The sequence below is a fragment of the Ferrovibrio sp. MS7 genome, assembly GCF_038404985.1.
Taxonomy (GTDB): Bacteria; Pseudomonadota; Alphaproteobacteria; order Ferrovibrionales; family Ferrovibrionaceae; genus Ferrovibrio; species Ferrovibrio plantarum.
Genome location: NZ_JBBKBA010000004.1, coordinates 61,591 through 87,424, shown reverse-complemented (window position 1 = coordinate 87,424; position 25,834 = coordinate 61,591). Strand labels below are relative to the sequence as shown.

The following is a 25,834-nucleotide window of genomic DNA, read 5'->3' as shown; positions in this document are numbered from 1 at the left end:
CATCCGTACTCCATCGGGCTGCCGGCAATGCCGCTGGCAGCGGATGGGAAACTGCGCCAGAGCGAGGAGAGAGACGATGTCACATAGCATTGCATCACGGGAAGAATGGCTCGCCGCGCGGCGCGAGCTGCTGCTGGCCGAGAAGGCGCTGACGCGGCAGAGCGATGCGCTGGCCGTGCAGCGCCAGGCGCTGCCCTGGGTGCGGATCGACAAGAGCTATCGCTTTGATACCGAGGCCGGCACAGCCACGCTCAAGGATCTGTTCCAGGGCCGCTCGCAATTGCTGGTCTATCATTTCATGTTCGGCACCAATTACGCGGCCGGCTGCCCGTCCTGCTCGATGATCGCGGATGGCTTCAATGGCTTCACCGAACATCTGGCACAGCATGATGTGATGCTGTGGGCGGTGTCGCGTGCGCCGCTGCAGAAGCTGCTTAGCTTCCGCCAGCGCATGGGCTGGAGTTTCCCCTGGGCTTCTGCCGGCGACAGCGATTTCAACGCCGATTTCAATGTCTATTTCTCGGAAGCGCAGCAGCAGAGCGGCGCTGGTGAATACAATTACCAGTCTGCTGCCATTCCGCTCGATGCATTGCCCGAGCCTGTGCTGCAGATCGCGGCGCGCTGTGGCACCGATGGCCCCACCTTCATCCAGGACCGCCCGGGCATGAGCGCCTTCGTGCTGGAGGATGGCGTGATCTATCACACCTACTCGGCGTATGCGCGCGGCATGGATGTCCTGTGGGGCGCGTATCAATGGCTGGATCGCGCACCTAAGGGCCGCAATGAAAGCGGCATCTGGTGGCGCCGCCGGGGCGAGTATGAAAGCATGGTGCAAAGCCCGGCTGCCTCCTGCTGCCGCTGATCACGGCATGGCTGGCTGCTGCACGGCTTCAGAAGTGGGGAAGGGAAGCGACGTGGAACAATCGCGTTATCGTTGGGTGATCGTCGCCGCCGGCGGCCTGATCTGCTGTGTTGCGGTGGGCTCGCTGTTCTCGCTGCCGATTTTCCTGCAGACCATGGCCAAGGATACCGGCTGGTCGGTGGCCGGTATTTCCGGTGCCATGACCGCCGCTTTCCTGGCAATGGCGGTGGGCAGCATCGTCTGGGGCAATCTTTCCGACCGCTTCGGCCCGCGTGTCGTGCTGCTGCTTGGTACCGCCATGCTCAGCCTCGGCCTGGCGCTGGCGAGCCAAGTGCAGTCTTTGCTGTTGTTCCAGATTCTGTTCGGCATCGTGGTCGGCCTGGGTACTGCAGCCACCTTCGCACCAATGATGGCCTGTGTCACCGGCTGGTTCGATACCCAGCGCAGCCTGGCGGTGTCGCTGGTTTCCGCCGGCATGGGTATCGCGCCGATGACCATGTCGCCGCTCGCCGCCTGGCTGGTCTCGGTGCATGACTGGCGCAGCGCCATGCTGATAATCGCCGGCCTTGCCGCGCTGCTGATGTTTCCGGCGGCCCTGCTGGTGCGCCGCCCGCCGGCCTTGGAAGCGGCGGCAGCAGAAGTGGACACGCCGGCTGCCGATGCCGGTGGCGATATGAGCTTGCAACAAGTGGTGCGCTCGCTGGCTTTCATCGTGCTGCTGCTGACCAACTTCTTCTGCTGCGCCACCCATGCCGGGCCGATCTTCCACACTGTCAGCTACGCTTTGAGTTGCGGCATCCCGCTGCTCTCGGCGGTGACGATCTACAGCGTCGAGGGCCTCGCCGGCCTTGGCGGCCGCATCGCCTTCGGCCTGCTCGGCGACCGCTTCGGCGCGCGGCGCGTGCTGGCTGCCGGCCTGCTGGTGCAGGCTTTCGCGGCGGCGGCGTTCATCTTCGCCCGCGAACTGGGCGGCTTCTATGCCGTGGCGGCCCTGTTCGGCTTTGTTTATGCCGGGGTGATGCCGCTTTATGCGGTGATCGCGCGCGAGAATTTCCCGCTGCGCCTGATGGGCACGGTGATTGGTGGTATCGCCATGACCGGCAGCCTTGGCATGGCAACCGGCCCGCTGATCGGCGGCCTGATCTTCGACTCGCTGCAAAGCTACACCTGGCTCTATGCCGGCGCCTGGGCCCTTGGCATCGGTGCGTTTCTCATCGCCATGACCTTCAAGCCGGTACAGCGGCAGCCGGCCACCATGCCAGCCTGAGAAAAAGCGGCGCCGCCATGGCCTTGGCGCCAACACCACGCTATATACTCGGAAATCCAGGGAGGAATACCGCAATCTGAACTGCGTTGGTGGGGTGCTTCATCCTGCTGCGATGGAGACCTGCCATGACTACCCCGGAAACGGCTGCGCCTGCCGCGCCTGTCCCTGCCGCCCCTGTACCTGCGATGCCGCCCCTGCTGATTTTCGCGCTGGCCACAGGCGCCGGCCTTGGCGTTGCCAATATCTACTACAACCAACCGATGCTCGGCCTGATCGAGGAGAGCTTCGGTGTCAGCACCGGCGGCCTGGTGCCGACGGTGACGCAGCTCGGCTATGCGATGGGCCTGCTGCTGCTGGTGCCATTCGGCGACATGGTGGAACGCAAGCGCCTGATCCTGGCGCAGTTCGGTTTTCTCTGCTTGGGGCTGGGGCTGGCCGCCTGGGCACCGGCCGGTTTCGTGCTGATCGTCGCTTCCTTCGCCATCGGCCTGATGGCCACGGTGGCGCAGCAGATCGTGCCGCTCACCGCGCATCTGGCGCCGCCGGAAAAGCGCGGTGCCATTGTCGGCAATGTGATGGCGGGCCTGCTTTGCGGCATCCTGCTCAGCCGCACCCTGGCCGGCTATGTCGCCACGCATTTTGGCTGGCGTGCCATGTTCCTGCTCGGCGTGCCACTGGCCTTGCTGGCTTTGCTGTGGCTGGCGCTGATGCTGCCGCAAAGCCGGGGCGACAGCCGCCTGAGCTATGGCCGCTTGCTGCTCTCGATGATCGGCCTGTGGCGCGAGTTGCCGGCATTGCGCCGTGCCGCCTTCACCCAGGCCAGCCTGTTCGCGGCCTTCTCCTGCTTCTGGACCGTGCTGGCGCTGTATCTGGCGCAGCCGCCTTATAACCTTGGGCCGGAAGCGGCGGGCCTGTTCGGCGTTGCCGGAGTCATCGGCGTGGCGGCGGCACCCATTGCTGGCCGCATCGCCGACAAACATGGCCCGCACCCGGTGATCCTGGTCGGCGGGTTTGGCGCGCTGCTCTCCTGGGCTTTCTTCGGCCTCTGGCTGGCCGTGCCGGGGCTGGTGATCGGCGTGCTGCTGCTGGATTTCGCCATGCAGGCGGTGCTGATCAGCAACCAGCATATCATTTTCGCCCTGCGGCCCGAGGCGCGCGGCCGCATCAACACGCTGTTCATGGCGACAATGTTTGTCGGCGGTTCCATCGGTTCGATGGCCGGCATGTTCGCCTGGCAGCAGGGCGGCTGGAATGCGGTCTGCCTGCTCGGCGGCGGCTTCGCGCTGCTCTCCATGGCCTGGCAGCGTTTCGGCCTGCGTTAGGATTCGGGCTGATCAGCCGGCAGGCCGCCGCGACACGATGGCTACGCCGGTCAGCACAATGGCGGTGGCGATCACCTCGCGCGGGCTGATTGCTTCGCCCAGCAGCAGGAAGCCGAGGATGATGGTCCAGGGCGGCAAGAAATAGCCATTCATCGATCCGATGGTCGGCCCTGCCTTGTGCAGTATGTGCATGTACAGAACAATCGGCAGCGCCGTGCCGAACACGCCCAGCAACAGCAGCAACGGCCAGGATTCAAGTGCTGGCGTAAATGCAGCAGTGCCGCCTTGCCACAGGGCCAGGCCCAGGCAGGGCAAGCCAGAGAGAAGCTGCTGGCCGAAGGCGAGGCGGATCGGTTCCGGCGATGGGATATAGCGGACATAGACATTGCCGAGCGCGTAGCTGACAGCAACGATCAGCATTGCCGCTGCGCCGGCCATGTCGACGCTCTGCTGTGTCGCATTGCTGAAAGCATTCGGTCCCAGCAGCAGGACCATGCCGGAAAAGCCGATGCCGATGCCGAGCAGGCGGCGTGGCGTAATTTTCTCGCTGGCGAACAGGCATTGCGCCAGCACCGCAACGATCAGCGGCGTCGAAGCCTGAATCATCGATGTGAGGCCGGCCGGAATACGCATCAGCGCATAGACCGTAAGGGTATTCGGGATCACGCCTTGAAGCAGGCCGAGCACCAGCCAGTCGCGCAGGTCGCGGCCGCGCGGCAGCACCGACAGGCGGGCGATGGTGACGATCCACAGCCCGATCAGCAGGCCACCTGTCAGGCCGCGGATTGCTGCCAATGCTGCCGGTGATAGTGACAGCCCGGCCAGTTTCATCAGGATGAAGGCGCTGGCCCAAAGAAAGGAGCAGACCAGCATTTGCAGCAACAGGGGCGGGCTTGATATTGTCTTCATGTGAAGATACTTGTCCTGGATATATCTTCATGTCAAGATAAATTCGTGACCCGCGAGGACGCCATGAGCCGCCAGCCAGCCAGTGATGAAACCGCATCGAGGGACCATGTCGACCGTATCCGTCAGCAATGGGCGCGCGAGTTGCCTGACCTGGATACGGCGCCGATGGAGGTACTGGGGCGGGCCTACAGGCTGGCCCGGCTGGTGACGCCATCCATCGAGGCGACTTTTGCTGCCTATGGCCTGGATCGCGGTGAATTCGATGTCATTGCTACGTTGCGCCGGGCCGGGCCTCCATACAGGCTGACACCAACCGAACTGTATCGCACCTTGATGATCGCATCCGGCAGCCTGACCCATCGCCTGAGCCGGCTGGAGCAGGCCGGGCTGGTGCGTCGCGTGCCGTCCCAGCAGGATGGCCGCAGCCTGGTGGTAGAATTGACCAGCGAAGGCCAGCACCGCGCCGAAGCGGCCTTCCGCCAGGATATGGCGAACGAGGCGTCGTTCATGGCAACACTTGAGCCGCGCAAGCGTGCCCAACTCGCGGCCCTGCTGCGTGAACTCAACCTCGCCGTGGAGGCGCGTCTGGCTGAAAAGCCTGTGGATTAAGCGCCCCGCCGGCTCCCGGCGACTGGCGACAGGATGGGGCCTGGGCTATTCCTGGCGGGCCAAATTCTGGGAGCCATGCGATGACGCCGATTGCCAAGATACTGCTGCTCGGTTCGGGTGAACTGGGCCGTGAATTCGTGATTTCCGCCAAGCGGCTGGGTGCCTATGTGATCGCCTGCGACTCCTATCCGAAGGCGCCGGCGATGCAGGTGGCGGACGCGTTCGAGGTCTTCTCGATGCTGGATGGTGCGGCGCTCTCGGCGGCCATCGACAAGCACAAGCCGGATTTCGTGGTGCCCGAGGTCGAGGCGATCCGTACCGAGGTGCTGAAGGATTACGAGGAGAAGGGCCAGAAGATCGTCCCCTCGGCGCGCGCCACGGTGATGACTATGAACCGCGACCGTATCCGCGATGTCGCCGCCAACGAACTCGGCCTGCCGACCTCGAAATTCACCTATGCCGAAAGCCTCGATGAGATGCGCGCGGCCGTGGCCCAGATCGGTTTGCCCTGCGTGGTCAAGCCGGTGATGTCGTCATCCGGCAAGGGCCAGAGCACGGTGCGGCTGGATGCGGAAGTCGACAAGGCCTGGGATTATGCCGTGGCCGGCATGCGTGGCGACCGCAAGCGCGTGATCGTCGAGGGTTTCATCGCCTTCGATTATGAAATCACGCTGCTTACCATCCGCACCCGCGATGGCGTGGTGTTCTGCCCGCCGATCGGTCATCGCCAGGAACGCGGCGACTATCAGGAGAGCTGGCAGCCGACGCCGATGTCGGCCAAGGCGGTGGCCGAGGCGCAGCGCCAGGCCAAGGCGGTGGTGGACAATCTCGGCGGCTATGGCCTGTTCGGCGTCGAATTCTTCGTCAAGGACGATGCGGTGATCTTCTCCGAGCTATCGCCGCGCCCGCATGACACCGGCATGGTGACGCTGATCTCGCAGAACCTCACCGAGTTCGACCTGCATGCCCGTGCCATCCTCGGCCTGCCGATCCCCAGCATCACGCAACATGGCGCCAGCGCCTCGGCCGTGATCCTGGCCGACCGCGATGCCACCGAATTCGGCTTCGAGGGTGTCGCCGAGGCGCTCAAGCCGGCTGCTGCCGGCGTTGACCTCGATATCCGTATCTTCAACAAGCCGACGACGCGGCCCTATCGCCGCATGGGCGTGGCGCTGGCCCTGCTGCGCGATGGCACCACCGACCAGGCCCGTGCTGCCGCCAAGGCCGCTGCAGACAAGGTGAAGATCATCTACAAAGGCTGACCGCGCCCCTGGTAGTGACTGGCTGTATCGCTGATTCCAAGGTGTCGCGCGACAGCCTGAATTGACGGGCTATTTCGTGGCCGTCCTGCCACAATGGCGGGCTGCTTCCCGCCTTGCGGAGCGCGGAGAAGCGGAGAGGCCCGTTGCTCCGCCCGGAACAGCCAGGAGCGGATCATGAAAAGCATCGCTACCGGCGCCCCCTTGCTGCACGCCGATGAACTGCCGGCCTGCCAAGTACATTACGAGCATGGCCGTTCGGCCTTTCTGCTGGTCTGCGATCATGGTGGCAACCGGCTGCCGCGCGCAGTCGGCGGTCTTGGCCTCGATGCAGCCGAACTGGAACGCCACATTGCCTGGGATATTGGGGCGGCGGCGTTAGCGGTCAAACTCGCCCAGAAGCTTGATGCCTGTCTGATCGTGCAGCCGTACTCCCGTCTTGTCATCGACTGCAACCGACCGCCTCTGTCTGCGGCGGCTATCGCATCACAAAGCGAGGCGACCGTGATTCCCGGCAACCTGGATCTCGCGTCAGCGGATGCAGCGGCACGGCGGCGTGATATCTTCGCGCCATACCACGACCGCATTACCGCTGAACTCGATGCCCGCGCTGCAGCGCACCAGCCAACGATCCTGGTGGCGTTGCACAGTTTCACGCCGGTCTATCTCAACGAGCATCGCCCATGGCAGGCTGGTGTGCTTTATCACCGCGATGCCCGGCTTGGCCATATCCTGCTCGACCTGCTGCGTGCCGAGGGCGGGTTGGTGGTGGGTGACAACCAGCCCTATTCCATCGACGATGAGACTGATTACACCATTCCCATTCATGGCGAGCAGCGGGCATTGCCGCATGTCGCACTCGAAATACGCCAGGACCTGCTGGCCGACGAAACCGGTCTGGCGATCTGGGCCGAACGGTTGGCGCGGCTGTTGGGACGTGCCGAATTACTATTCAATGAGGCTCTGTGATCTCGTCGCAATCGACCAGGAAGCTGACCAGCTTATTGGGGCCGAACGTGCTGCTGATCGCGACATCGGCAGCATCGCGACCGCGTGCAATCAGTACCCGACCGATGCGCGGCATGTTGTTGCGCGGATCGAAGGTATACCAGCGACCGCCGAGATAGGCTTCGAACCAGCCGGCGAAATCCATCACGCCGTAGGGCGGCGGAATGCCGATGTCGCTGAGATAGCCAGCGCAATAGCGGGCCGGGATGTTCATGCAGCGGCAGAAGGCCACGGCGAGATGCGCGAAGTCGCGGCACACGCCCCGGCGATCCTGGAACACCTGGGCAGCGGTCTTGCTGGCGGAGGCATGTTCGTAGCCGAAGGTGATGTGGTTGTGGACGAAATCGCAGATCGCCTGCACGCGCGCCCAGCCTGGTGGGAAGCGGTCAAACAAGCCCCAGGCTGCGTTGGTCAGGTGATCGGTGTCGCAGTAGCGACTGCCGAGCAGGAAAACCAGGACCTCCTCGGGCAATTCCTCGATGAGATGCTGGTGGGCCGAGGTCACAACTTCGTCGGGCAGGCCGCTATCGCGCACCACGCCGGTGGCGGCGATGCGGGTACGGCCGGGCGGCGCGGTAAGCCGGGTGCACCAATTACCGAACTGGTCGCGATAAGCGGAAATCGGCACGCGCGGGTTAGTTGTCATAAGGTCGGGGATGACAATATCGGAGGCCCGCGAATAGTGGACGCTCAACGCCAGGATCATCGGGGTGGGCTGCGGACATTCGTAGATCAGTTCATAGCCGAGACGAATTTGCATGGCTGGTATCCTTGCGAATGGGGAAAATAGGCATCTTCAGTTATGCGTCTGGAATGAGTTGTTCTGGCCGCTGAACTGTGGCGCCGCACTCTGCTCAAGGACGCTGACGGCAACATCCATGCTCAGGAAGGCGGAGGGCCTGCCTACGAAGGTGCCCCAGAGTGGCAGTACCTGGGCATGATCCCAGGCCATTGCGACGCGAATCAGGTTGCGGTTGCCGACGATCTTGTTGGTTGGATCGAAATCGACCCAGCCAGCTCCCGGTAGATAGACCTGAAGCCAGGCATGGGTGGCGCCATCGTCCACGATCAGGTCAGTGCCGGCGCCGGGTACGAAGATGTAGCCGCTGACGAAGCGGGCCGCAAAACCCAGTGAGCGAACCGCCTCGATCATCAGCAGGGCGAAATCGCGGCAGGTGCCTCGCCGATATGCCAGTGTCTCGTCCGGCGTTTGCACGCCGCGTTCGGCCCGTCGGCTGTAGTAGAAGGTTTCATTGATTGCTGCGGTGATAGCGCGCAGCAGGGCCATGGTGTGGCCTGAGACCGGCAAGCGCAGAAAGCTCTGAGTCCATTCCCACAATTCGGTGCTGGGATAGCGCTGCTGCAGGCATTGCGCGAGATCGGTGCGTTCAGTGTCGCTGTAGTATAACGGATAGTAGCTGGCGGCATTCTCCAGCCGGTATTCCGGGCTGGCTGCTTCGATATGCTCGATCATTACCGTGCTCTCGAAACGCAACTCGGTGGTCTCGCCGCTGAATGTCGCTACGGCAACGGAATTGTCGAATATGTCGTGAATCCAGTAGAGATCGGCCGGCCGCGGCTGGATCATCAGGCTGGTTTGCAGCAGGCGTAGGTCATGACTCTCGCGCGGGCGGAACATCACCCGGTGTTCGCCAAGCTGCACTGGCTCGGAATAGCGGTATACGGTGGCGTGTCTGACCGTAAGCAGGCGGGTTGGGGCATGGCCGTCAGGATAGCTCAAGGCCAGTACATTCACCGTCGGCTGGGGGGAGGAGAAAATGGAAGCTACCACCTATCTCGCCGCCAAGCCAGCGCGGCGGAACCAGGCCTGCCGGTGTCATGCAGGGAGGGTGGCGATATTGCGTGATACCGCGAAGTCGGCTTTCATCCCCGTTGGTAGTATCAAGGAAGCGAAACCCATGCCTGTCACCGTCTACGGCATCAAGAATTGCGACACCATGAAGAAGGCTTTCACCTGGCTGGACAGCCAGGGCGTGCAATATGCCTTCCATGACTACAAGGCCGCCGGCATTGACAAGGCGAGCCTGGAACGTTGGTGCAAGGCTTTGGGCTGGGAGACGGTGCTGAACCGCGCCGGCACCACGTTCCGCAAGCTGCCGGAGGCTGACCGCGAGAGTCTGACCGAAGCCAAGGCGATCAAGCTGATGCTGGCGCAGCCGAGCATGATCAAGCGGCCGATCCTCGAGCAAGGCGGTGGCAAGCCGCCGCTCGCCGGCTTCAAGCCGGAGGTCTACGCCAAGTCGGTCAAGTAGGAGAGGAGGGGAGCGGATCAGCTCCGCTCCACCGTCTGGGCCGCGGCATCCAGCACCGCCGCGATCTTCTCCGCCGCTGCCGCGTCGATCGAGCCCTGGCGCAGGCGCAGGCGCAAGGCCAGTTTCAGGTTTTCCATCGCGCGCAGCACAGGGGCCGGCACGCCGCCACGGCCTTCGCTGCCGCCCTGGCGGCTGAGCAGCGCATCCACGGCCGCGCGGTTCGCGGTGAGGAAGCTCTCGCCCTCCGGCGTGATGTGATAGCGCTTGCGGCTGCCTTCCTCGGCCTCGATGCGGGCATAGCCCATGTCGTCGAGCCAGGCGAGCGTGGGGTAGATCACGCCTGGGCTGGGGCTGTAGCTGCCGCCGAAGCGTTCCTCGATGGCCTTGATCAGTTCATAGCCGTGGCGCGGCGCTTCGCCGATCATCGCCAGCAGCAGCAGGCGCAGCTCGCCATAGTCGAACAGGCGGCGACCGTCGCGATGGCCGTGGCGGCGATGGCCGAACGGGCCGCGATGCTCATGCTCGCCGCCCTCCATGCCGGCGCTTTCGTCGCGATGGCGGCGGCCACGATGGCCGAACAATTTGTGGATCATGTTTTTTTATCCTTTCTTGGACTGATGCGAGGCGTACGGCTAGGCCGTGCCTCACAGTCTGAAAAATAGATCGAGATATATCGTGATTCAAGATATATCTAGAAATATATCTAAAGTGGCGGAAATCCGCCAGGAAAGCTGGTATCGGAAGGTTTTAAGGCCGATGCCGGCCTATTGCGGCGGCTATTGCCGGGCCGTGATGCCCTCGGCTACGGCGGCGAGGATTTCGCGCGACAATTCGTCGTCATCCGCGATGCGCGACAGCACGATAGCGCCGACCATGGCGCTGTAGGCATACATGCCCTGCTTGCGCTTGGCTGCCGCGCCGCGGCCACCGATCAGGTTGCCGAGCATGTCGAAAAAGCCGCGCAGCGTCTCGGTGATCGGGCGGCGCAGGCTTTTCGGCTGCCGCGCCAGTTCGGAGCCCATCGCGGCGAAGGCGCAGCCGCCGCCCGGTTCGTCGCGATGCTGCGGCCGCAGATAGGCGTGTACCACGGCGCCGAGCGGATCTTCCGGATGGCGCGCGATGCGCTCATGCCAGCGTTGCAGCGATTGCCGCAGCACCATATCGGAAGCCTCGGCCATCAGGTCTTCCTTGGAGTCGAAATGGCCGTAGAAGCCGCCATGGGTGAGGCCGGCCTGGCGCATCAGGTCGGCAACGCCGATGCCGTCGAAGCCCTTTTCGCGAAACAGCCTTGCCGCCGTCGTCACGATGCGCTGGCGGTTTTCCGCTGCCTGTTCCCTGCTGACCCGCATGGCACATTCTCCTGTAACGCCTGCTTGACAAGATAAATGACGTGCGTCATGTATGTCAATACATGATGATCATCATCTAAACGGAGCGGCGTGATGCGGTACAAACTTTTCGGGCGCCATACGGGCCTGCGTGTGTCGGAATTGGCGCTCGGCACCGGCAATTTCGGTACCGGCTGGGGCCATGGCGCCGAGCGCGACGAGGCCAAGTCGATATTCGATGGTTATGTCGCGGCCGGCGGCAATTTCATCGACACGGCGGACACCTATCAGGTGGGGCAGTCCGAAGCGATGCTGGCCGACTTCATTGCCGCCGACCGCGACTATTTCGTGCTGGCGACCAAATACACGCTGGGTGCCGGCCCGAAAGCCGACTTGGCCCGTACCGGCAACAGCCGCAAGACCATGATCCGCGCCGTCGAGGACAGCCTGAAGCGGCTCAAGACCGACCGCATCGACCTGCTCTGGGCCCATATGGCCGATGGCCTGACGCCGATGGAGGAAATCCTGCGCGGCTTCGACGATCTGGCGCGCAGCGGCAAGATCCTGCATGCCGGCCTGTCCAACTTCCCGGCCTGGCGCATCTCGCGCGCCGCCACGCTGGCCGAACTGCGCAACACCTTGCCGCTCGCCGGCATCCAGGTGGAATACAGCCTTGCCGAGCGCACACCGGATCGCGAATTGCTGCCGATGGCGGAAGCATTGGGCCTCGGCGCCGCCCTTTGGTCGCCGCTCGGTGGCGGCTTCCTCACCGGCAAATACCGCGAGCAGCAGGAGGCCTCGCGCCTGACCAAACTCGGCATGCTGGTGCATACCGAGAAGTCGGCACGCGAGACTGCCTTGCTCGATGCCGTGCTGGCGGTGGCGGCGGAAGTCGGCGCCCCGGCCACCCATGTGGCGATTGCCTGGCTGCGGGCCAAAGCAGCGCGCTCCAGCACCAGCCTGATCCCGATCCTGGGGCCGCGCACGCGGGCGCACCTCGATGGCACGCTCGGTGCGCTGTCCTTACAGCTCGATGCCGCACAGGTCGCCGCGCTGGATGCTGTCAGCGCCGTGCCGCTTGGGGTGCCGCATGAGCAGTTGCAGGCTTCGCTGCCGCGCCTGGCTGGTGGCGTGCTGGACAAGCTGGACCTGCCGGCGCTGCCGGTGGCTTAAGGAGAGAGACCATGACCAATAGTCATTCCAGGGCAGTGATCGCGGGTTATGCCCGCACCCCGTTCCACTTCGCCAAGAAGGGCCGGCTGGCCAATGTGCGGCCGGACGATCTCGCTGCCACCGCCATCAAGGGGCTGGTGAACCGGCTCGACCTCGATCCGGTGCTGATCGAGGATGTGCTGATGGGCTGTGCCTATCCGGAATCGGCGCAAGGCAACAATATCGCCCGCATTGCCTCGCTGCTGGCCGGTTTTCCCAACACCGTCAGCGGCGGCACCATCAACCGTTTCTGCGGTTCCTCGATGACCGGCATCCATTATGCCGTCGGCCAGATCGCCATCGGGGCAGGGGATGCCTTCCTCTGCGCCGGCGTAGAATCGATGACCATGGTGCCGCAGGGCGGTTTCAACTTCTCAGCCAATCCGCGCTTCAAGTCACCAGAGCATCCCAATGCCGAAATCGGCATCGAGGCCTATATCTCCATGGGCCGCACGGCGGAAAATGTCGCGGCGCAGTTCAACGTGTCGCGCCCCGAACAGGAGGCTTTCGCGCTGGTGTCACAGCAAAAGGCGGCGGCGGCTTTCAATGCCGGCAGGCTGATGGGTGAAATCATTCCAGTCGAGACTGTGGATGGTACGGTGGACAGTGACGGCTGCCTCAGGCCGCAGACGACCCTGGAAGGTCTTGCCGCGCTAAAGCCGGCTTTCGATGGCACCGTTACCGCCGGCACTGCCTCGCCGCTCACTGATGGCGCGGCGGCCACGCTGGTCTGTTCCGAGGCTTTCGCGGTGAAGCATAATCTGCCGGTGCTGGCGCTGGTCCGCGCCGTTGCCACGGCTGGCTGCGCGCCGGAAATCATGGGCATGGGCCCGGTGCCATCGACGCGCAAGGCATTGCAGCGCGCCGGCCTGAGCGTGGACGACATCGACCTGTTCGAAGTCAACGAGGCTTTCTCCAGCCAGGCGATTGCCTGCCTGCGCGAACTCGGTGTCGATGCGGCAAAGGTCAATCTTGATGGCGGCGCCATTGCCATCGGCCATCCCTTGGGTGCCACCGGCGCGCGCATCACCGGCAAGGCGGCGCAGTTGCTCAAGCGTGAGGGCAAGCGTTACGCCGTAGCGACACAATGCATCGGCGGCGGCCAAGGCGTCGCCACCGTGCTGGAGGCCGCCTAATCATGCTGGCATCCGCTCTCGCGCCGTGGCTGCAACGCCGTGGCATCCACTATGCCTGGGTGATCGCCGCCGTCACTTTCCTCACCATGCTGGTGATGTCGGCGGCACTCGGCCTACCTGGCGCCATGCTGTTGCCTTTGGGCAAGGAATTCGGCTGGACCACCGATGAGATTGCTTCCAGCCTGGCATTCCGCTTCGCGCTGTTTGGCCTGATGGGGCCGATGGCGGCGTTGCTGATGGAGCGTTTCGGCCTGCGCCAGGTGATCACGGTGGCGGTGCTGCTGGTCGGTGCCGGCATGGCGATGGCGACGCAGGTGCAAAGCCTGTGGCAGCTTTTCCTGCTCTGGGGCCTGGTGCTGGGCTTGGGCACCGGCATGACCGCTTTGGTGCTTGGCGCCGTGGTCGCCAATCGCTGGTTTACCACGCGGCGCGGCCTGGTGGTTGGCCTGCTCACCGCCAGTTCCGCCACCGGACAATTGGCCTTCCTGCCGATTGCCGCCTGGATGATCGAGCAATGGGGCTGGCGCTCGGCGGTTTTCCCGGTGGTGATTGCCTGTGGCGCCGCGCTGGTGCTGGCGGCTTTGCTGATGCGCAACCGGCCGAGCGATCTCGGCTTGGCACCCTATGGCGAAACCGCGCCGGCGGCGCCTGCGGCGCCCGCACCGCTGCCGAGTCTGGCGACGCCGTTCGTGGTGCTGTGGGAAGCAGCGCAGAAGCCGGTATTCTGGATTCTCGCGGGCAGCTTCTTCATCTGCGGCCTTTCCACCAACGGCCTGATCCAGACGCATTTCATCGCACTGTGCAGCGATTTCGGCCTCAGCGCCGTGCCGGCGGCGTCGGTGCTGGCGATGATGGGTGCCTTCGATGTCGTTGGCACCATTCTCTCGGGCTGGCTCTCCGACCGCTACGATAACCGCAAGCTGCTGTTCTGGTATTACGGCCTGCGCGGCCTCTCGCTGATGTGGCTGCCGTATTCCGATTTCACGCTCTATGGCCTGTCGCTGTTTGCGCTGTTCTATGGCCTGGACTGGATCGCCACGGTGCCGCCGACGGTGAAGCTCACCGGGCAGATATTCGGGCCGCAGAAGGTCGGCATGGTGTTCGGCTGGGTATTCGCCGCGCATCAGCTTGGTGCCGCCACGGCAGCCTATGGCGCCGGCCTGGTGCGCACCACGACGCAGAGCTATACGCCGGCTTTCTTCCTGGCGGGTGCCGCCTGCATCGTGGCGGCTGGAATCGTGCTGCTGGTGCGCCAGCAACGCGCCAAGGCGGTGGTGCAGCCTGCTTGATGACGGACTAGCGGCGTCGCTGAAACAGCATGCCGACGCCGAGGATGATCAGGATGGCCGGCCACCATTGATTCAGGAAGGCGAGCGACAGCATGTCGAAGTTGTTCGCCAGCAGCAGGGCGCCAAGGCCGATGAGAATAAGCGGTCCGACCATGATGGCCTCCCTGAATTGATTATGGCTGAGTCTATCAGCCGATGATGGGGCCATCCAGCGGGAAGCGGCCCTTGCCATCCTCGGCTTCCACGATCCACAGGTCCGGATCGCGGCTGATCGCCTTGGCCAGCATGGCTTCCACGGCGGCATCATCCTGTGGCCCGGTCTTGAACCAGGCCGCGCGGCCTTCACCGTCGCGGGCCTGTGTGAACAGCACGGCGCTGTCGCGGCTTAAAGAGATTTTCACGGCAACGGCGCCGGCATCGGCATCGCCGCGCCGCCGCAGATAGGCCGGGATCATCTCGTGGTCGTAGAGCCGCAGGATCGCCTGCACCAGCAATTCCGCTTTCAGCCGTGGGTCCATGTCAGGTCGTCCTCGGCTTGCTGCCGCTCAAAGCCACCAGCACGGCGCCGATGGCGAGGGCCGTGCCGCCGATGAGGAATTGCAGCATGTAGGAATGGGTCTGGGTGAACAGATACGACAGGCTGTAGCCGCCGCAGGCCTGCGCCGCACCGACCGCCACAGTCATCCAGCCCCAGACCTGGCGGTGGCGCGTGAGGCCGACCAGTTCGGCGACACGGCCCGAGAGGATCGCCGAGATGCCGGGCGCGAAAGCACCGGCGAGGAAGGGTGAGAGCATCAGCGCCGGCACCGAAGTGCTGAGCAGCGGCAGGAAGATGCCGAAGGATTTCAGCAGAAAGGCGATGATCAGCGCGCGGTGGAAGCCGAGTTTCTCGGCGGTGAAGCCGGCGGCGAGCGGCCCGCAGAGCGCACCGACACCGAAGCAGACCCAGTAGAAGCCGCCTTCCGCGAGGCCACGGCCAAGGCCACGCGCCACGAAATCGACCCAGAACACGGTATGGGGTACGAAGCCGAAAGAATCGAAGCCATAAGCCAGCAGCAGCAGCACGATGGGCCGCGACAGCAGCTTGCCTGAAGGCTCTTCGCTTGTCGCCGCGACAGGTGCTGCGGCCTGGACCCAGCTTTTCCAGGTGATCAGCGTGAGGCTGCCTGAGACCAGCGCCATGCCGAGCCACACGGCGCTGACGCTGAAGGCGGCGAGGCTCGGCACCAGGCTGCCACTGGCGGCGACGCCGATACCGACGCCGGTGAACACCACACCAGCGGCCCGCGCCCGGCGGTCCAGCGGCATGCGCACCAGAATGATCGGCAAGGCTATGATCATCAGCATGGCACCGGTGAAGCCGGCCATGAAGCGCCAGGGCACGAACCACCAGAAGCCCAGCGGCAGGGCGCAGACAATGAAGCTGAGCGTGGTCAGCACCAGCGCCAGCCGCACCATCGGCCCGGCGCCGAAGCGGGTGGCGAGGCGGTAGGACAGCATGCTGCCGAACAGGTAGCCGGTGAGATTGGTGGCGCCGAGATAGACGGCTTCCGAGGCCTGCAGCCAGCCATCCTGGATCAGCGCCGGAATCAGCGGCGTGTAGCCGAAACGGGCCATGCCGATGCCGATTAGCAAAGCCGCTGTGCCCGGCAGGGCGCCGAGCAGGAAACGCGTCAGGGTCATTCTGTTATATTTGGGCCAGGGGCGGGGCGAGACTGGTGCCAGTCTACGCCCTTACCCTCGGCAGGGCTACTTGCCGAGCAGGCCTTTCAGCTTGTCGGCCGCACCGCCGGCCGCCCCAGCAGCACCGCCGGCAGCGCCCGCCGCACCGCCGATGGCGCCCTTGAGCTGGTCGCCGAGCTGCTTCTGCAATTCGCCGCTGGCGACGCGGGCGGCCTGCTGGCTGATGGTGCCCAGCACCTTCTCGGCCACTTCCGCCGGGCTGGCGCCGCCCTGGCTCTTGCCGATATCGGTGAGCGTGATGGTTGGCAAGGCGGCGCTCAGTTCGCGGCCTTGCAAAGCCGCATGGCTCATGGCGATCTGGCCGCCGCTCACCACCAGGCGTTCGATGATCACCTTGGTCTCGGCCTTGCCATCCTTCTGCGGCGTGGCGGCACCATTCGGCTTCGAGCCGCCGGCGCCCATCTTCTGCGCATAAGCCTGGGTGTTCTTCTGGATTGTCTCCAGATTGCCGCCGCCAGAGGCATACTCATAGGTCACCTTCGGCCGCGTGATGGTCACTTCCTTGATCACGATGGGATTCTGCTGCAGCGTCGCGGTATCCAGTTTCAGCGAGATGTCGCCGAGGCTGAGTGCTTCCGGGGTGTTGAAGCCCTTCGGGTTGGCGACCTTTAGGTCAGTGATGGTGCCGCTGCCTTCGCGCAGGCCAATGGTCACCTTGCCGACGCTAACGCGGGCCTGGGTGGCCTCGGTGCCGTAGGTCTCGATCGCCACCTTCACCAGGCTGTCGAGATTGGAGAACAGGTAATAGACGCCGCCGGCAATGATCAGCACGATCACGGCCAGGGCCAGGGCTACCTTCTTCACCATTTTCCGTCTCCTCCTGTTGGCTGAACCGGCTTAAGCGACCGGCAGCACGGTCACGACGTTGCCAAGCACATTGGCATTCGGAATCAGGTTGCGCTTGCCGGCATCATCCACCACCTCAGTATAGCGCAGGTCGATCTTCGCCACGCGGCCTTCGATACCGGTGACGATAATGCGGTCGCCGCTGACGAACGGACGGTTCAGCAGGATCAGCATGCCCGCCATCAGGCTGGAGAGGATGTCCTTCAGCGCAAAGCCAAGCGCGAAGCCGGTGAGGCCGAGGCCGGCGATCAGGCCGGTGACATCGGCGCCGAGCGTGCCGAGCGAGGTGATGGCGCCAAACCCGATGATGCCCCAGCGCGCCGCCGAGGCCAGCAGTTCCAGCACGTCCTTGCGCTGCTTGTCGCGCTCCGCGACGCGATAGAGCACGGTGCGGGCGATGCCGCCGGCAATCCAGAAGCCGATTAATATGAGTATCGCACCGCCGAACGAGGTAAGCATCTTCAGCACTTGCGGCCAGTAGGCGGCGATCTCGGCAGTCATCGGCAGCTCCCTTTGTAAAATGCCTGTATTTCAAGCTTAACCCAGAGCAGGGCAGGGCGCATCCCCCGAGTGGTGGCCTCGCGTGGTGGCCTTGCATGGCCGGGCGCCAGCGGGTAGAGTTCGCACAACTGATATATCAGATGGGAGAAAACGCGTCTGCTCCAGCCTGCGAGGCGAAAGCGGGGCGTCGTGTGAGCGAAAAGGAGAAGGGTTTATGCGATTAGAGGGCAAGACGGCGGTAATCACCGCCGCGGCGCAGGGTATCGGGCGGGCCACAGCCATCGCTTTTGTGAATGAAGGCGCGAAGGTGATCGCCACCGACGCTAACCTGGAAAAGCTGAACGAATTGCGCAGCCTGCCCGGCATCCATACCGAAAAACTCGACATGCTGGATGCGGACGCGATCAAGGCTTTCGGCGCCAAGGTCGGCGCGGTGGATATTCTGTTCAACTGCGCCGGCTTCGTGCATCACGGCAGCATTCTCGATTGCACTGAGGAGCAGTGGGATTTCGCCATGAATCTCAATGTGCGCTCGATGTACCGCCTGACCAAGGCATTGCTGCCGGCGATGCTGGAAAGCGGCCGGGGCGCCTCAATCATCAACATCTCGTCGGGTGCTTCCTCGGTGAAGGCGGCGGGCAACCGCTTCGTCTATGGCACCAGCAAGGCGGCGGTGATCGGCCTTACCAAGTCCATCGCGCTCGATTTCATCCGCCAGGGCATCCGCTGCAATGCCATCTGCCCCGGCACCATCCAGTCACCCTCGCTGGATGATCGCATCGCCGCGCTCGGCCAGACCATGGGCAGCGTCGAGAAGGCGCGCGAGGCCTTTGTCGCACGGCAGCCACTCGGCCGTCTCGGCACGGCAGAGGAAATCGCGGCGCTGGCGGTCTACCTTGCTTCCGACGAAGCCTCTTTCACCACCGGCGCCATCCATATGATCGATGGCGGCTGGTCGCTTTAAGTTCAACAACGGAGACTGAGTAGATGAAACTGTTGCGTTACGGTCCGCTGGGCCAGGAAAAGCCGGGCATTCTCGATGCCCAGGGCGCGATCCGCGATCTTTCCGGCGTGGTCGGCGATATCAATGGCGCCACCTTGCAGCCTGAAGCGCTGGCCAAGCTGCGTGGCGTGGATGTGAATGCGTTGCCGAAGGTGGCCGGCAACCCACGCATCGGCGCCTGCGTTGCCGGCATTGGCAAGTTCATCTGCATCGGCCTCAATTATTCCGACCATGCCGCCGAAACCGGCGCCACCGTGCCGCCGGAGCCGATCATCTTCATGAAGGCGACCTCCGCCATCATGGGGCCGGATGATGACCTGATCATCCCGAAGAATTCGGTCAAGACCGACTGGGAAGTCGAACTCGGCGTGGTGATCGGCAAGGTGGCGCGCTATGTCAGCGAAGCCGATGCCATGAACCATGTCGCCGGCTATTGCACCATCAACGACGTGTCGGAACGCGCCTTCCAGATCGAGCGCCATGGCCAGTGGACCAAGGGCAAGAGCTGCGACACATTCGGCCCGATCGGCCCCTGGCTGGTCACCGCCGACGAGGTGCCGGACCCGCAGAATCTCGCCATGTTCTGCGATGTGAACGGCCATCGTTTCCAGAATGGCTCGACCAAGACCATGGTCTATGGCGTGCGCTATCTGATCAGCTATCTCAGCCAGTTCATGAGCCTGCAGCCGGGCGACGTGATCTCGACCGGCACGCCTCCAGGCGTCGGCATGGGCCAGAAGCCGCCGCTCTACCTCAAGCCGGGCGACAAGGTGCATCTCGGGATCGCCGGCCTCGGCGAGCAGCGGCAGAACGTGAAGGCTTACGCGGGTTGATGTATTAAGGCTTCGTCATGCCCGGGCTTGACCCGGGCATCTTTCGCAGATTGGCATGAGATGCGCGGATCAAGTCCGCGCATGACGACTTGTTGCTGGGGCATGACGATTTCTGTGGCGTTGTTCTGATTGACTTCCACCGCTCGCGACCTATCTCCGCGCCTAACTCAAGCAGCGGAGGAAACCATGTCGCTATCCATCTACCAGGCTTCGGTACCGGTCTATCTGCGCGGCCTCGACCGTGTGGATTATTTTCTCACCAAGGGCGAGGAATTCGCCGCCGCCAATAACATCCCGCTGGCCGAACTGGCCGAGGCGAAGCTGGCGCCGGACATGTATTCGCTGATCCGTCAGGTGCAGTCGGTGAGTGACGCGGCCAAGGGCGGCGGCGCCCGTCTGGCCGGCCTGGAGCCGCCGAGCATGCCGGATACCGAGACCACGTTCCCGGAATTGCATGCGCGTATCGCCAAGACCGTGGCATTTCTCAAAGGCCTGGACCCGAAGGCTTTCGACACGGCCGCCGACCGCGACATCGTGCTCAAGACGCGGGCGCGCGAATTGCATTTCAAGGGGGCGAATTTCCTGCTCGGCTTCTCCCTGCCGAACTTCTATTTCCACGTCACCACCGCCTACGGCATCCTGCGCCACAAGGGCGTGCCGCTCGGCAAGATGGATTTCCTCGGGGGACAGTAGGAGGGCGGCTATTTCCCGTCGAGGCGCCGCGAGAAGATGATGCGCGGCTCCTCGATATAGCCCAGGCGCTCGTAGAAGGCGCGCACGCGCTCATTCTCCGGTCGCACCATCAGCATCAGCTTCGGCACGCCGCGTGCCCGCGCCCAGTCCTCGGCGGCCTGCATCAGCCGGCGGCCGAGGCCGCCGCGCTGCTGCGCCGGTGCGGCGGCAAGATAGTAGACCCAGCCGCGGTGGCCATCATGCCCCACCATGGCGCTGCCGATCACCGCGCCATCCTGTTCGGCGATCAGCAGGATGGCTTCCTTCGAGCCAATGCAGAAGTCGATATCCTGGCCGGGATCGTTCCAGGGCCGGGTGAGGCCGCATGCCTGCCATAGCGCGATCACCGCCGCACGGTCGGCTGCCTGATAGGGACGGATAAGCATGCGGGTCAGCCGAAACTCTGATTGCCGTTGACCGGGAAGCGGCAGCCGAGGCGATAGCGCGAGGAGGGATGCAGGCAGCGCACCATGGTGACGGGGGTGTTGCGATTCCAGGTGCGCCGCGTCAGCAGCAGGCAGGGCTCGTCGGCCGGCATTGCCAGCCGCTCGGCCTGCTCATGGCTCGGCAGCACCGCATCCACCACATGCTCGATCTGATCATAGGGCACATGGCGCACCAGGTATTCGCCGGGCGGTGTGGTGGCGAAATCCTGCCGCAGGAAATCCGGCGCCATGGCCGGGCTGACATAGCGGTCCTCAAGCTGCACCGGGATGCCGTTTTCGAGATGCAGGCAGACGACATGGAACACCGAAGCGCCGGCGCGCAGGTCGAGCCAGGCGGCGATATCGGGCGGTGCCGCCACGCGCTCGGCCAACTGTACCTCGCAGCGGTAGTCATGGCCGCGCTGGCGGATCTCGGCGGCGATATTGGCGATCTGCAACAGCGTCGATTGCGGCTTGTCCTCGGCAACGAAGCTGCCGACGCCGACCACGCGCACCACGCGGCCCTGTTCCGCCAGCTCGCGCAAAGCCCGGTTCACGGTCATGCGCGCGGCGCCGAACTGCACCACCAGATCCTGCTCCGAGGGCAAGCGATGCCCGGCCGGCCATGATCCATCCTGAATCCTGCGCCGGATATGCTCCTTGATCTGCTCATAGAGCGCCAGGGCAGGCGCACCATTGCTTGCCGCCACCCGCAGCGGCGTGGCCTTCGCCGCCGACTTCGCCACCGGCTTGCGCGGTGTGCCGGGTCGTGTGCCTGGGCGGGAGCGGGTTGAGCTGGCCTTGGCGGGCATGGCGGTGCGGCTCAGTGCGCCGCGGCCAGGGCTTCGGCGCGGATTTCCTCCGTGAGCCGGGCCTTGAGCTGCATGAATTCCGGCGTCGTCTTCACCGTGTAATGGCGCGGATGCGGCAGGTCGACGATGGCTTCACTCTTGATCCGGCCGGGGCGGGCGGAGAACACCACCACGCGGCTGGCCATGAAGATCGACTCATCGATGTCGTGGGTTACGAACATCACCGTTTTCTGCGCCTGCTCCCAGATGCCAAGCAGCAATTCCTGCATCAGCACGCGGGTCTGGTTGTCCAGCGCGCCGAAGGGCTCGTCGAGCAGCAGGATCTTCGGGTCGTTGGCCAGCGCACGGGCAATGGCGACGCGCTGCTGCATGCCGCCGGAAAGCTGCTTTGGATAATGGCTCTCGAAGCCGCGCAGGCCGACCTGGGCGATGAAGCGCCCGGCGATCTCGTTCTGCTGCTTCACCGGCATGCCCTTTTCGCGCAGGCCGAAGCAGATATTCTGCTGCACGGTGAGCCAGGGAAACAGCGTGTAGCTCTGGAACACCACGCCACGGTCGGCGCCGGGGCCGCTGATCGGCTCGCCATCCAGCAGGATCTGGCCGGTTGTCGGCGTTTCCAGGCCGGCGACGAGGCGCAGCAGGGTGGACTTGCCGCAGCCCGAGGGACCGAGCACGGTGATGAAGTCGTTGTCGCCGACTTCGAGATCCACCGGCAGCAATGCCTGGGTCGGCGGCGCGTTGCGCTTCACGCCGGGAAACACCTTGGTGACATTCTTGATCGACAGCCGGCTCACCGCAACAGACTCCACGAAAACAGGTGCTGGTTGACTTTCTTGAACACCAAGTCTGTGACCAGGCCAACCAGGCCGATCACCACGATGCCGGCGATGATGTTGTCGGTCGCCATCAGCGCCTGGCTGTCGGTGATCATATGGCCGATGCCCGACGAGGCGCCGATCAGCTCGGCAACGATGATGTAGGTCCAGCCCAGGCCCAGCACCTGGCGCAGGGCCTCGGCGATTTCCGGCGCCGCACCCGGCAGCAGCACGCGGCGGATCACGCCGGTATCCTTGCAGCCGAGCGTGTAGGCGGCTTCCACCAGATCGCGGCGCGTGGCGGCGACGATCATGGTGATCATCAGCGTGAGCTGGAAGAAACAGCCGAGGAAGATCACGGTGAGCTTCTGCGCTTCGCCGATGCCGACCCACAGGATCAGCAGCGGGATGAAGGCGGAAGCGGGCAGATAGCGGGCGAAGGAGACGAAAGGCTCGAAGAAAGCCTCCACCGGCTTGTAGGCGCCCATGCTGATGCCGAGCGGCACGGCGATGGCAGCGGCGATGAGGAAGCCGCCGACCACGCGCCAGATCGTCATGCCGACATCGTAGGCGAATTTCTGGTCGGTGAAGAGGAAGATGCCGGTCTTCAAGGTCTGCCAGGGCGAAGCAAGGAAATGCTTCGGTACCGAGCCGGACCAGGTAAGCAGGGCCCACAGCCCGACAAAACCAACGAAGAAGGCGATGCCAAGAATGGTGCGGCTTTCGCGCGACACCGGAACGAGCAGCTTCATACAGACCTGCCAGGCATGCGTTGCATCATCGGATTCACTCGGGCTGTGGGCATTATGGTGCTTAGTTCAGGAAGCTGGTGTCGAACAGGCTGTCCATGTTGGTCGGCATGGTCTTGATCACGCCGATCTCCAGCAGCAGTGCCGCAGCTTCCTTGTTGAAGGCCTGGATTTCGCCGTTGAAGAACTTCTTGTTCGCCTCGCGGTCAGCCCACTTGATCATGGACTGCGACTTCTCGAACTGTTCGGCGGTCTGCTTCACGTCGGCGCCCATGATGGTGAAGGCCTTGGTCTTTTCCTTGGCAATCATGTCCAGCGCCTGGAAATAGCTCTCCACCAGCGCCTTCACGGCCTTCGGGTTCTCCTTGATGAACTTCGGGGTGCAGCCGAAGCTGTCGAAAACCATCGGATACTGCAGGCTGTCGGCGATCAGCTTGCCGCTCTCCGGCTTGTCGCGCACCAGGCTGAGATACGGCTCATAGGTCACGGCGGCATCCAGGTTGCCGGTGCCGGCAACGAAGGCATTGGCGGCCGGTGCCGGCTCCAGGGTGATCAGGTTCACGTCGCTGAGCTTCAGGCCGTTCTTCTTCAGAATCCAGGCCAGCGTGAAATGCGGGTTGGTGCCAGGCGCCGAAGCGGCCACGGTCTTGCCCTTCAGGTCGGAGACCTTGGTGATCGAGTTGCGGGCGACGATGCCGTCCGAACCCATGCCCTGATCCATCTTGAACAACTGGGTGGTGGCGATGCCGTTGGTGTTCCACACGATCCAGGTTTCCACCGTGGTGGCGGCGCACTGGATGTCGCCAGAGGCCAGCGCCAGGTGGCGGTCCTTCTGCGGGATCTTGCGGATCGTCACGTCGAGGCCGTTCTTCTTGTAGATTTCGGCTTCCTTGGCCAGCGTGATCGGGGCAAAGCCGGTCCAGCCGGAAATGCCGATCCCGACCTTGGTTTCCTGGGCCTGCGCCAGCGAGGCGGTGACGGCAAAAGCGGTGCCGATCAGGGCGCCGAGGGTCTTGGTGGATCGCAACATCGAGGTCTCCGTGTGGGTAGGTGGAAACAAAAACGCCCCGGTCGATTGACCGGGGCAGGGCGGACTTAACGTACTGAAGCAGTGGAGTCGTAGACGACCGGAAAGATCGGTGCGTCGAAGGCATCGCCATCGGCCATGGTGAGGCCGGTGAAGGGCGGCGAGCCCTTGCCGGCACGCTCGGCATAGACGGCATCGTCGCCGACCCAGCGGGCGGAGAAGACGCGGCGCATGCGGGGCGAGTTGTTGGCCGGTGCGCCATGCACGGTGCGGAAATTGAAAGCGATGGCATCGCCGGGCTGCATGTCCCAGCCGGCGATGTCGAGTTCGCCGCGCATCGCCTCGATATCCGGCATTACCTCGAAATTGTCATTCTCATAGAGCCGCGTGCCGTTGAAGCGCATCGGGCGGAAATCCTTGCCCCACAGATGCGAGCCGCGCACGCATTCCATCACCACATCGCGCGGCACCGGGTCGAGCGGGATCCAGAAGCTGACGCTCTGCTTGCCTTCGACGCAGTAATATGGCTGGTCCTGGTGCCAGGGCGTCACCGTGCTGCCGCCCGGCTGTTTCACCAGCACATGATCGTGGAAGAAGCGCGCGGTGTTCGAACGCATCAGAGCGGCGGCCAGCTTGGCGGCGCCGGAATGCAGCACGAAATCCTGGAATTGCGGAATGCGCTGCCAGTTGCAGAGATCCTGGAAGAACGGCGCCGAACCGTCTTCCGGCTTCACGGTGCGCTCCAGCGGGCTCGGATTGGCCATCAATGCGGCGGTGCCGGCCTGCAGCGGCGCGATCCAGTCACGGAAGGCACCGCGTACGACGATGACGCCATCCTTCTGGAAGTTGGCGATATCCTGCTCGCTCACAGGAGATTGTTCACCCCCGGGGCTTTTGTCATTGGTCGGCAATGCGCTCACGCCACTCATCGGTCCCCCACCTATCTGCCAGCCATCAAAATTGGTCTATACAGGTATGTGTAGGATAGCGGGTAGCACAAAGCGTGCCAAGCTATGATCTGCGCTGAACCGGGAAATTTGGCCTAAGTCTCGGGGGCGGCGGTGGAATCTGCGCCACTCTGCCCAGGAATTATGCGCTCTGGGTGAGGATCATTCGGGCGGCACCGCCGATGCCCGGCGGAAAAAGCGCTCGCGGCGCGGCAGGGGGTGAGACTGCCGACGCCGCTCGCCTTCGACAGCATGGCGGAGGCCAAGCCATCGTAGTCTGAAATTCAATCGGACCAGATCAGTGGCGAGAGCCGGAAGTGATGCTGGCGAAAGCCAGGGTAGCTGCGAACAGCGTGAAAGCCGCAACAACACCACAAAGATAAAATGTCTCGAACGTGGTCATGATCTGCATCCTGGGTACTGACTGTTGATGGATGCAGGTTAGGCCGCTGCAGATCCGGCGGCATTGACTCAGATCAAGACGCGGCCATCTTCGTGCCGCGTGGCGGGGCAGCACTCAATCGAGCGTGTATTCGCAGAATTCACCGTAGTCGCAGGTGATCTCCTCGCCCTTGGCAATGGCGCGGCGGGCAAAAGTCTGTGGCGTGGTGTTGTCGGTGTTGGGATCGGCGGCGTGATTGATGAAGCGCGTGTTATCCAGGCTGACCACCCAGCCGCCTGGAATCTGCGGCGTGATGTAGCCATAGCGTTCAACGAAAGCGCGCGCCGGTGGCGGCAATTGCGCGACCACGTCTTCCGCTATGACGCGGTCGAAAGCCGGCTCGAAACGCCAGATCAGCGTACCGGCTGGAATCGCCTCGGCGGCGAACAGGCCGACGCCTTCGATCGGGCTGGCGGCAGTGTAGGTGGCAACAAGCAGCATGGAATCGGCCCCGGTGCTAATGAGGTTCAAGCTTAGCATGAGGG

At 63.8% G+C, this 25,834-nt stretch carries 30 protein-coding genes; 13 read left to right on the top strand and 17 right to left on the bottom strand.

Annotation, left to right across the window (positions count from 1 at the left end; genetic code table 11):
• The first annotated feature begins 76 nt into the window (after window positions 1–76).
• The 3 genes from V6B08_RS21025 to V6B08_RS21015 all read left to right on the top strand — a co-directional run bounded on the left by V6B08_RS21025 (window position 77) and on the right by V6B08_RS21015 (window position 3,451).
• Window positions 77–862 carry a DUF899 domain-containing protein gene (locus V6B08_RS21025; RefSeq protein ID WP_341984676.1) on the top strand — a complete coding sequence of 262 codons (786 nt, stop codon included), beginning with the start codon at window positions 77–79 and terminating at the stop codon, window positions 860–862.
• A 52-nt stretch (window positions 863–914) separates the two neighbouring features.
• Complete coding sequence (locus tag V6B08_RS21020; RefSeq protein WP_341984675.1) at window positions 915–2,129, top strand: MFS transporter; 1,215 nt, start codon at window positions 915–917, stop codon at window positions 2,127–2,129.
• Window positions 2,130–2,254: 125 nt separating this feature from the next.
• A complete protein-coding gene (locus V6B08_RS21015; protein WP_341984674.1) occupies window positions 2,255–3,451 on the top strand; it encodes an MFS transporter in 1,197 nt (398 codons plus the stop codon).
• A gap of 12 nt (window positions 3,452–3,463) precedes the next feature.
• Here the strand turns inward: V6B08_RS21015 and V6B08_RS21010 are convergent, their stop codons facing one another.
• Window positions 3,464–4,360, bottom strand: a complete 897-nt coding sequence (locus V6B08_RS21010; protein ID WP_341984673.1) for a DMT family transporter — start codon at window positions 4,358–4,360, stop codon at window positions 3,464–3,466.
• Window positions 4,361–4,405: 45 nt separating this feature from the next.
• Between V6B08_RS21010 and V6B08_RS21005 the strand changes: the two genes are divergently transcribed.
• The 3 genes from V6B08_RS21005 (at window position 4,406) to V6B08_RS20995 (ending at window position 7,197) form a co-directional block, all read left to right on the top strand.
• Complete coding sequence (locus V6B08_RS21005) at window positions 4,406–4,969, top strand: MarR family winged helix-turn-helix transcriptional regulator (RefSeq protein WP_341984671.1); 564 nt, start codon at window positions 4,406–4,408, stop codon at window positions 4,967–4,969.
• Between the two features lie 80 nt (window positions 4,970–5,049).
• Window positions 5,050–6,231 carry a formate-dependent phosphoribosylglycinamide formyltransferase gene (gene purT, locus V6B08_RS21000; protein ID WP_341984669.1) on the top strand — a complete coding sequence of 394 codons (1,182 nt, stop codon included), beginning with the start codon at window positions 5,050–5,052 and terminating at the stop codon, window positions 6,229–6,231.
• 174 nt (window positions 6,232–6,405) lie between these two features.
• Window positions 6,406–7,197: an N-formylglutamate amidohydrolase gene (locus V6B08_RS20995; protein ID WP_341984667.1), complete on the top strand. Its 792-nt coding sequence runs from the start codon at window positions 6,406–6,408 to the stop codon at window positions 7,195–7,197.
• Here the strand turns inward: V6B08_RS20995 and V6B08_RS20990 are convergent.
• Entirely contained in the window at window positions 7,181–7,996 is an 816-nt protein-coding gene (locus V6B08_RS20990) for a transglutaminase-like domain-containing protein (RefSeq protein ID WP_341984665.1), read from the bottom strand. The genes V6B08_RS20995 and V6B08_RS20990 overlap by 17 nt on opposite strands.
• Before the next feature lie 36 nt (window positions 7,997–8,032).
• A complete protein-coding gene (locus tag V6B08_RS20985) occupies window positions 8,033–9,028 on the bottom strand; it encodes a transglutaminase family protein (RefSeq protein ID WP_341984663.1) in 996 nt (331 codons plus the stop codon).
• A gap of 127 nt (window positions 9,029–9,155) precedes the next feature.
• Between V6B08_RS20985 and V6B08_RS20980 the strand changes: the two genes are divergently transcribed.
• Window positions 9,156–9,509: an ArsC family reductase gene (locus V6B08_RS20980; RefSeq protein WP_341984661.1), complete on the top strand. Its 354-nt coding sequence runs from the start codon at window positions 9,156–9,158 to the stop codon at window positions 9,507–9,509.
• Window positions 9,510–9,526: 17 nt separating this feature from the next.
• Here the strand turns inward: V6B08_RS20980 and V6B08_RS20975 are convergent, their stop codons facing one another.
• Complete coding sequence (locus tag V6B08_RS20975; protein WP_341984658.1) at window positions 9,527–10,102, bottom strand: PadR family transcriptional regulator; 576 nt, start codon at window positions 10,100–10,102, stop codon at window positions 9,527–9,529.
• A gap of 183 nt (window positions 10,103–10,285) precedes the next feature.
• Window positions 10,286–10,858, bottom strand: a complete 573-nt coding sequence (locus V6B08_RS20970; RefSeq protein ID WP_341984656.1) for a TetR/AcrR family transcriptional regulator — start codon at window positions 10,856–10,858, stop codon at window positions 10,286–10,288.
• Between the two features lie 93 nt (window positions 10,859–10,951).
• Here V6B08_RS20970 and V6B08_RS20965 point away from each other — a divergent pair, with 93 nt between their 5' ends.
• The 3 genes from V6B08_RS20965 to V6B08_RS20955 are packed head-to-tail and all read left to right on the top strand — an operon-like array spanning window position 10,952 to window position 14,474.
• The gene (locus V6B08_RS20965) at window positions 10,952–12,010 is read left to right on the top strand and encodes an aldo/keto reductase (protein WP_341984654.1); all 1,059 of its coding nucleotides are present in this window, start codon (window positions 10,952–10,954) and stop codon (window positions 12,008–12,010) included.
• Between the two features lie 11 nt (window positions 12,011–12,021).
• Window positions 12,022–13,185 (top strand): thiolase family protein, encoded by a 1,164-nt coding sequence (locus V6B08_RS20960; RefSeq protein WP_341984653.1) that lies wholly within the window; start codon window positions 12,022–12,024, stop codon window positions 13,183–13,185.
• 2 nt (window positions 13,186–13,187) lie between these two features.
• A complete protein-coding gene (locus V6B08_RS20955; protein WP_341984649.1) occupies window positions 13,188–14,474 on the top strand; it encodes an MFS transporter in 1,287 nt (428 codons plus the stop codon).
• Window positions 14,475–14,481: 7 nt separating this feature from the next.
• On the opposite strand, the gene V6B08_RS20950 is transcribed toward V6B08_RS20955, so the two are convergent.
• The 5 genes from V6B08_RS20950 to V6B08_RS20930 form a co-directional block, all read right to left on the bottom strand.
• Window positions 14,482–14,628 (bottom strand): LiaI-LiaF-like domain-containing protein, encoded by a 147-nt coding sequence (locus V6B08_RS20950; RefSeq protein ID WP_341984647.1) that lies wholly within the window; start codon window positions 14,626–14,628, stop codon window positions 14,482–14,484.
• Window positions 14,629–14,662: 34 nt separating this feature from the next.
• Window positions 14,663–14,992, bottom strand: coding sequence for a DUF1491 family protein (locus tag V6B08_RS20945; RefSeq protein ID WP_341984645.1), 330 nt, complete (start codon window positions 14,990–14,992; stop codon window positions 14,663–14,665).
• Between the two features lies 1 nt (window position 14,993).
• The gene (locus V6B08_RS20940) at window positions 14,994–16,157 is read right to left on the bottom strand and encodes a YbfB/YjiJ family MFS transporter (protein WP_341984643.1); all 1,164 of its coding nucleotides are present in this window, start codon (window positions 16,155–16,157) and stop codon (window positions 14,994–14,996) included.
• 66 nt (window positions 16,158–16,223) lie between these two features.
• The gene (locus tag V6B08_RS20935; RefSeq protein ID WP_341984641.1) at window positions 16,224–17,024 is read right to left on the bottom strand and encodes an AsmA family protein; all 801 of its coding nucleotides are present in this window, start codon (window positions 17,022–17,024) and stop codon (window positions 16,224–16,226) included.
• Window positions 17,025–17,054: 30 nt separating this feature from the next.
• Window positions 17,055–17,564: a mechanosensitive ion channel family protein gene (locus tag V6B08_RS20930; RefSeq protein WP_341984639.1), complete on the bottom strand. Its 510-nt coding sequence runs from the start codon at window positions 17,562–17,564 to the stop codon at window positions 17,055–17,057.
• Window positions 17,565–17,778: 214 nt separating this feature from the next.
• Between V6B08_RS20930 and V6B08_RS20925 the strand changes: the two genes are divergently transcribed.
• The 3 genes from V6B08_RS20925 to V6B08_RS20915 all read left to right on the top strand — a co-directional run bounded on the left by V6B08_RS20925 (window position 17,779) and on the right by V6B08_RS20915 (window position 20,093).
• Window positions 17,779–18,528: an SDR family oxidoreductase gene (locus V6B08_RS20925; RefSeq protein WP_341984638.1), complete on the top strand. Its 750-nt coding sequence runs from the start codon at window positions 17,779–17,781 to the stop codon at window positions 18,526–18,528.
• Between the two features lie 23 nt (window positions 18,529–18,551).
• Window positions 18,552–19,400 carry a fumarylacetoacetate hydrolase family protein gene (locus V6B08_RS20920; protein ID WP_341984636.1) on the top strand — a complete coding sequence of 283 codons (849 nt, stop codon included), beginning with the start codon at window positions 18,552–18,554 and terminating at the stop codon, window positions 19,398–19,400.
• Window positions 19,401–19,586: 186 nt separating this feature from the next.
• Entirely contained in the window at window positions 19,587–20,093 is a 507-nt protein-coding gene (locus V6B08_RS20915) for a DUF1993 domain-containing protein (RefSeq protein WP_341984634.1), read from the top strand.
• Between the two features lie 8 nt (window positions 20,094–20,101).
• On the opposite strand, the gene V6B08_RS20910 is transcribed toward V6B08_RS20915, so the two are convergent.
• From V6B08_RS20910 to V6B08_RS20880, 7 genes are all read right to left on the bottom strand, one after another.
• Window positions 20,102–20,518, bottom strand: a complete 417-nt coding sequence (locus V6B08_RS20910) for a GNAT family acetyltransferase (protein WP_341984632.1) — start codon at window positions 20,516–20,518, stop codon at window positions 20,102–20,104.
• Window positions 20,519–20,523: 5 nt separating this feature from the next.
• Complete coding sequence (gene hutC, locus V6B08_RS20905) at window positions 20,524–21,369, bottom strand: histidine utilization transcriptional repressor HutC (RefSeq protein WP_341984630.1); 846 nt, start codon at window positions 21,367–21,369, stop codon at window positions 20,524–20,526.
• A gap of 11 nt (window positions 21,370–21,380) precedes the next feature.
• Entirely contained in the window at window positions 21,381–22,163 is a 783-nt protein-coding gene (locus V6B08_RS20900) for an ABC transporter ATP-binding protein (RefSeq protein ID WP_341984629.1), read from the bottom strand.
• Window positions 22,160–22,936 carry an ABC transporter permease gene (locus V6B08_RS20895; protein ID WP_341984628.1) on the bottom strand — a complete coding sequence of 259 codons (777 nt, stop codon included), beginning with the start codon at window positions 22,934–22,936 and terminating at the stop codon, window positions 22,160–22,162. Before V6B08_RS20895 ends, V6B08_RS20900 begins: the two co-directional genes overlap by 4 nt.
• A 61-nt stretch (window positions 22,937–22,997) precedes the next feature.
• Entirely contained in the window at window positions 22,998–23,963 is a 966-nt protein-coding gene (locus V6B08_RS20890) for an ABC transporter substrate-binding protein (protein WP_341984627.1), read from the bottom strand.
• A gap of 65 nt (window positions 23,964–24,028) precedes the next feature.
• Window positions 24,029–24,829 (bottom strand): phytanoyl-CoA dioxygenase family protein, encoded by an 801-nt coding sequence (locus V6B08_RS20885; protein ID WP_341984625.1) that lies wholly within the window; start codon window positions 24,827–24,829, stop codon window positions 24,029–24,031.
• Window positions 24,830–25,424: 595 nt separating this feature from the next.
• Window positions 25,425–25,790, bottom strand: coding sequence for an SET domain-containing protein (locus V6B08_RS20880; RefSeq protein WP_341984623.1), 366 nt, complete (start codon window positions 25,788–25,790; stop codon window positions 25,425–25,427).
• Between the last annotated feature and the right edge of the window lie 44 nt (window positions 25,791–25,834).

Bases quoted from the DNA above. Each gene is read 5' to 3' on its own strand.
- V6B08_RS21025 (WP_341984676.1), top strand. From the start codon at position 77: ATGTCACATAGCATTGCATCACGGGAAGAATGGCTCGCCGCGCGGCGC.
- V6B08_RS21015 (WP_341984674.1), top strand. From the start codon at position 2,255: ATGACTACCCCGGAAACGGCTGCGCCTGCCGCGCCTGTCCCTGCCGCC.
- V6B08_RS21010 (WP_341984673.1), bottom strand. From the start codon at position 4,360: ATGAAGACAATATCAAGCCCGCCCCTGTTGCTGCAAATGCTGGTCTGC.
- purT (WP_341984669.1), top strand. From the start codon at position 5,050: ATGACGCCGATTGCCAAGATACTGCTGCTCGGTTCGGGTGAACTGGGC.
- V6B08_RS20995 (WP_341984667.1), top strand. From the start codon at position 6,406: ATGAAAAGCATCGCTACCGGCGCCCCCTTGCTGCACGCCGATGAACTG.
- V6B08_RS20990 (WP_341984665.1), bottom strand. From the start codon at position 7,996: ATGCAAATTCGTCTCGGCTATGAACTGATCTACGAATGTCCGCAGCCC.
- V6B08_RS20980 (WP_341984661.1), top strand. From the start codon at position 9,156: ATGCCTGTCACCGTCTACGGCATCAAGAATTGCGACACCATGAAGAAG.
- V6B08_RS20975 (WP_341984658.1), bottom strand. From the start codon at position 10,102: ATGATCCACAAATTGTTCGGCCATCGTGGCCGCCGCCATCGCGACGAA.
- V6B08_RS20970 (WP_341984656.1), bottom strand. From the start codon at position 10,858: ATGCGGGTCAGCAGGGAACAGGCAGCGGAAAACCGCCAGCGCATCGTG.
- V6B08_RS20965 (WP_341984654.1), top strand. From the start codon at position 10,952: ATGCGGTACAAACTTTTCGGGCGCCATACGGGCCTGCGTGTGTCGGAA.
- V6B08_RS20960 (WP_341984653.1), top strand. From the start codon at position 12,022: ATGACCAATAGTCATTCCAGGGCAGTGATCGCGGGTTATGCCCGCACC.
- V6B08_RS20955 (WP_341984649.1), top strand. From the start codon at position 13,188: ATGCTGGCATCCGCTCTCGCGCCGTGGCTGCAACGCCGTGGCATCCAC.
- V6B08_RS20950 (WP_341984647.1), bottom strand. From the start codon at position 14,628: ATGGTCGGACCGCTTATTCTCATCGGCCTTGGCGCCCTGCTGCTGGCG.
- V6B08_RS20945 (WP_341984645.1), bottom strand. From the start codon at position 14,992: ATGGACCCACGGCTGAAAGCGGAATTGCTGGTGCAGGCGATCCTGCGG.
- V6B08_RS20940 (WP_341984643.1), bottom strand. From the start codon at position 16,157: ATGACCCTGACGCGTTTCCTGCTCGGCGCCCTGCCGGGCACAGCGGCT.
- V6B08_RS20935 (WP_341984641.1), bottom strand. From the start codon at position 17,024: ATGGTGAAGAAGGTAGCCCTGGCCCTGGCCGTGATCGTGCTGATCATT.
- V6B08_RS20930 (WP_341984639.1), bottom strand. From the start codon at position 17,564: ATGACTGCCGAGATCGCCGCCTACTGGCCGCAAGTGCTGAAGATGCTT.
- V6B08_RS20925 (WP_341984638.1), top strand. From the start codon at position 17,779: ATGCGATTAGAGGGCAAGACGGCGGTAATCACCGCCGCGGCGCAGGGT.
- V6B08_RS20920 (WP_341984636.1), top strand. From the start codon at position 18,552: ATGAAACTGTTGCGTTACGGTCCGCTGGGCCAGGAAAAGCCGGGCATT.
- V6B08_RS20915 (WP_341984634.1), top strand. From the start codon at position 19,587: ATGTCGCTATCCATCTACCAGGCTTCGGTACCGGTCTATCTGCGCGGC.
- V6B08_RS20910 (WP_341984632.1), bottom strand. From the start codon at position 20,518: ATGCTTATCCGTCCCTATCAGGCAGCCGACCGTGCGGCGGTGATCGCG.
- hutC (WP_341984630.1), bottom strand. From the start codon at position 21,369: ATGCCCGCCAAGGCCAGCTCAACCCGCTCCCGCCCAGGCACACGACCC.
- V6B08_RS20895 (WP_341984628.1), bottom strand. From the start codon at position 22,936: ATGAAGCTGCTCGTTCCGGTGTCGCGCGAAAGCCGCACCATTCTTGGC.
- V6B08_RS20890 (WP_341984627.1), bottom strand. From the start codon at position 23,963: ATGTTGCGATCCACCAAGACCCTCGGCGCCCTGATCGGCACCGCTTTT.
- V6B08_RS20880 (WP_341984623.1), bottom strand. From the start codon at position 25,790: ATGCTGCTTGTTGCCACCTACACTGCCGCCAGCCCGATCGAAGGCGTC.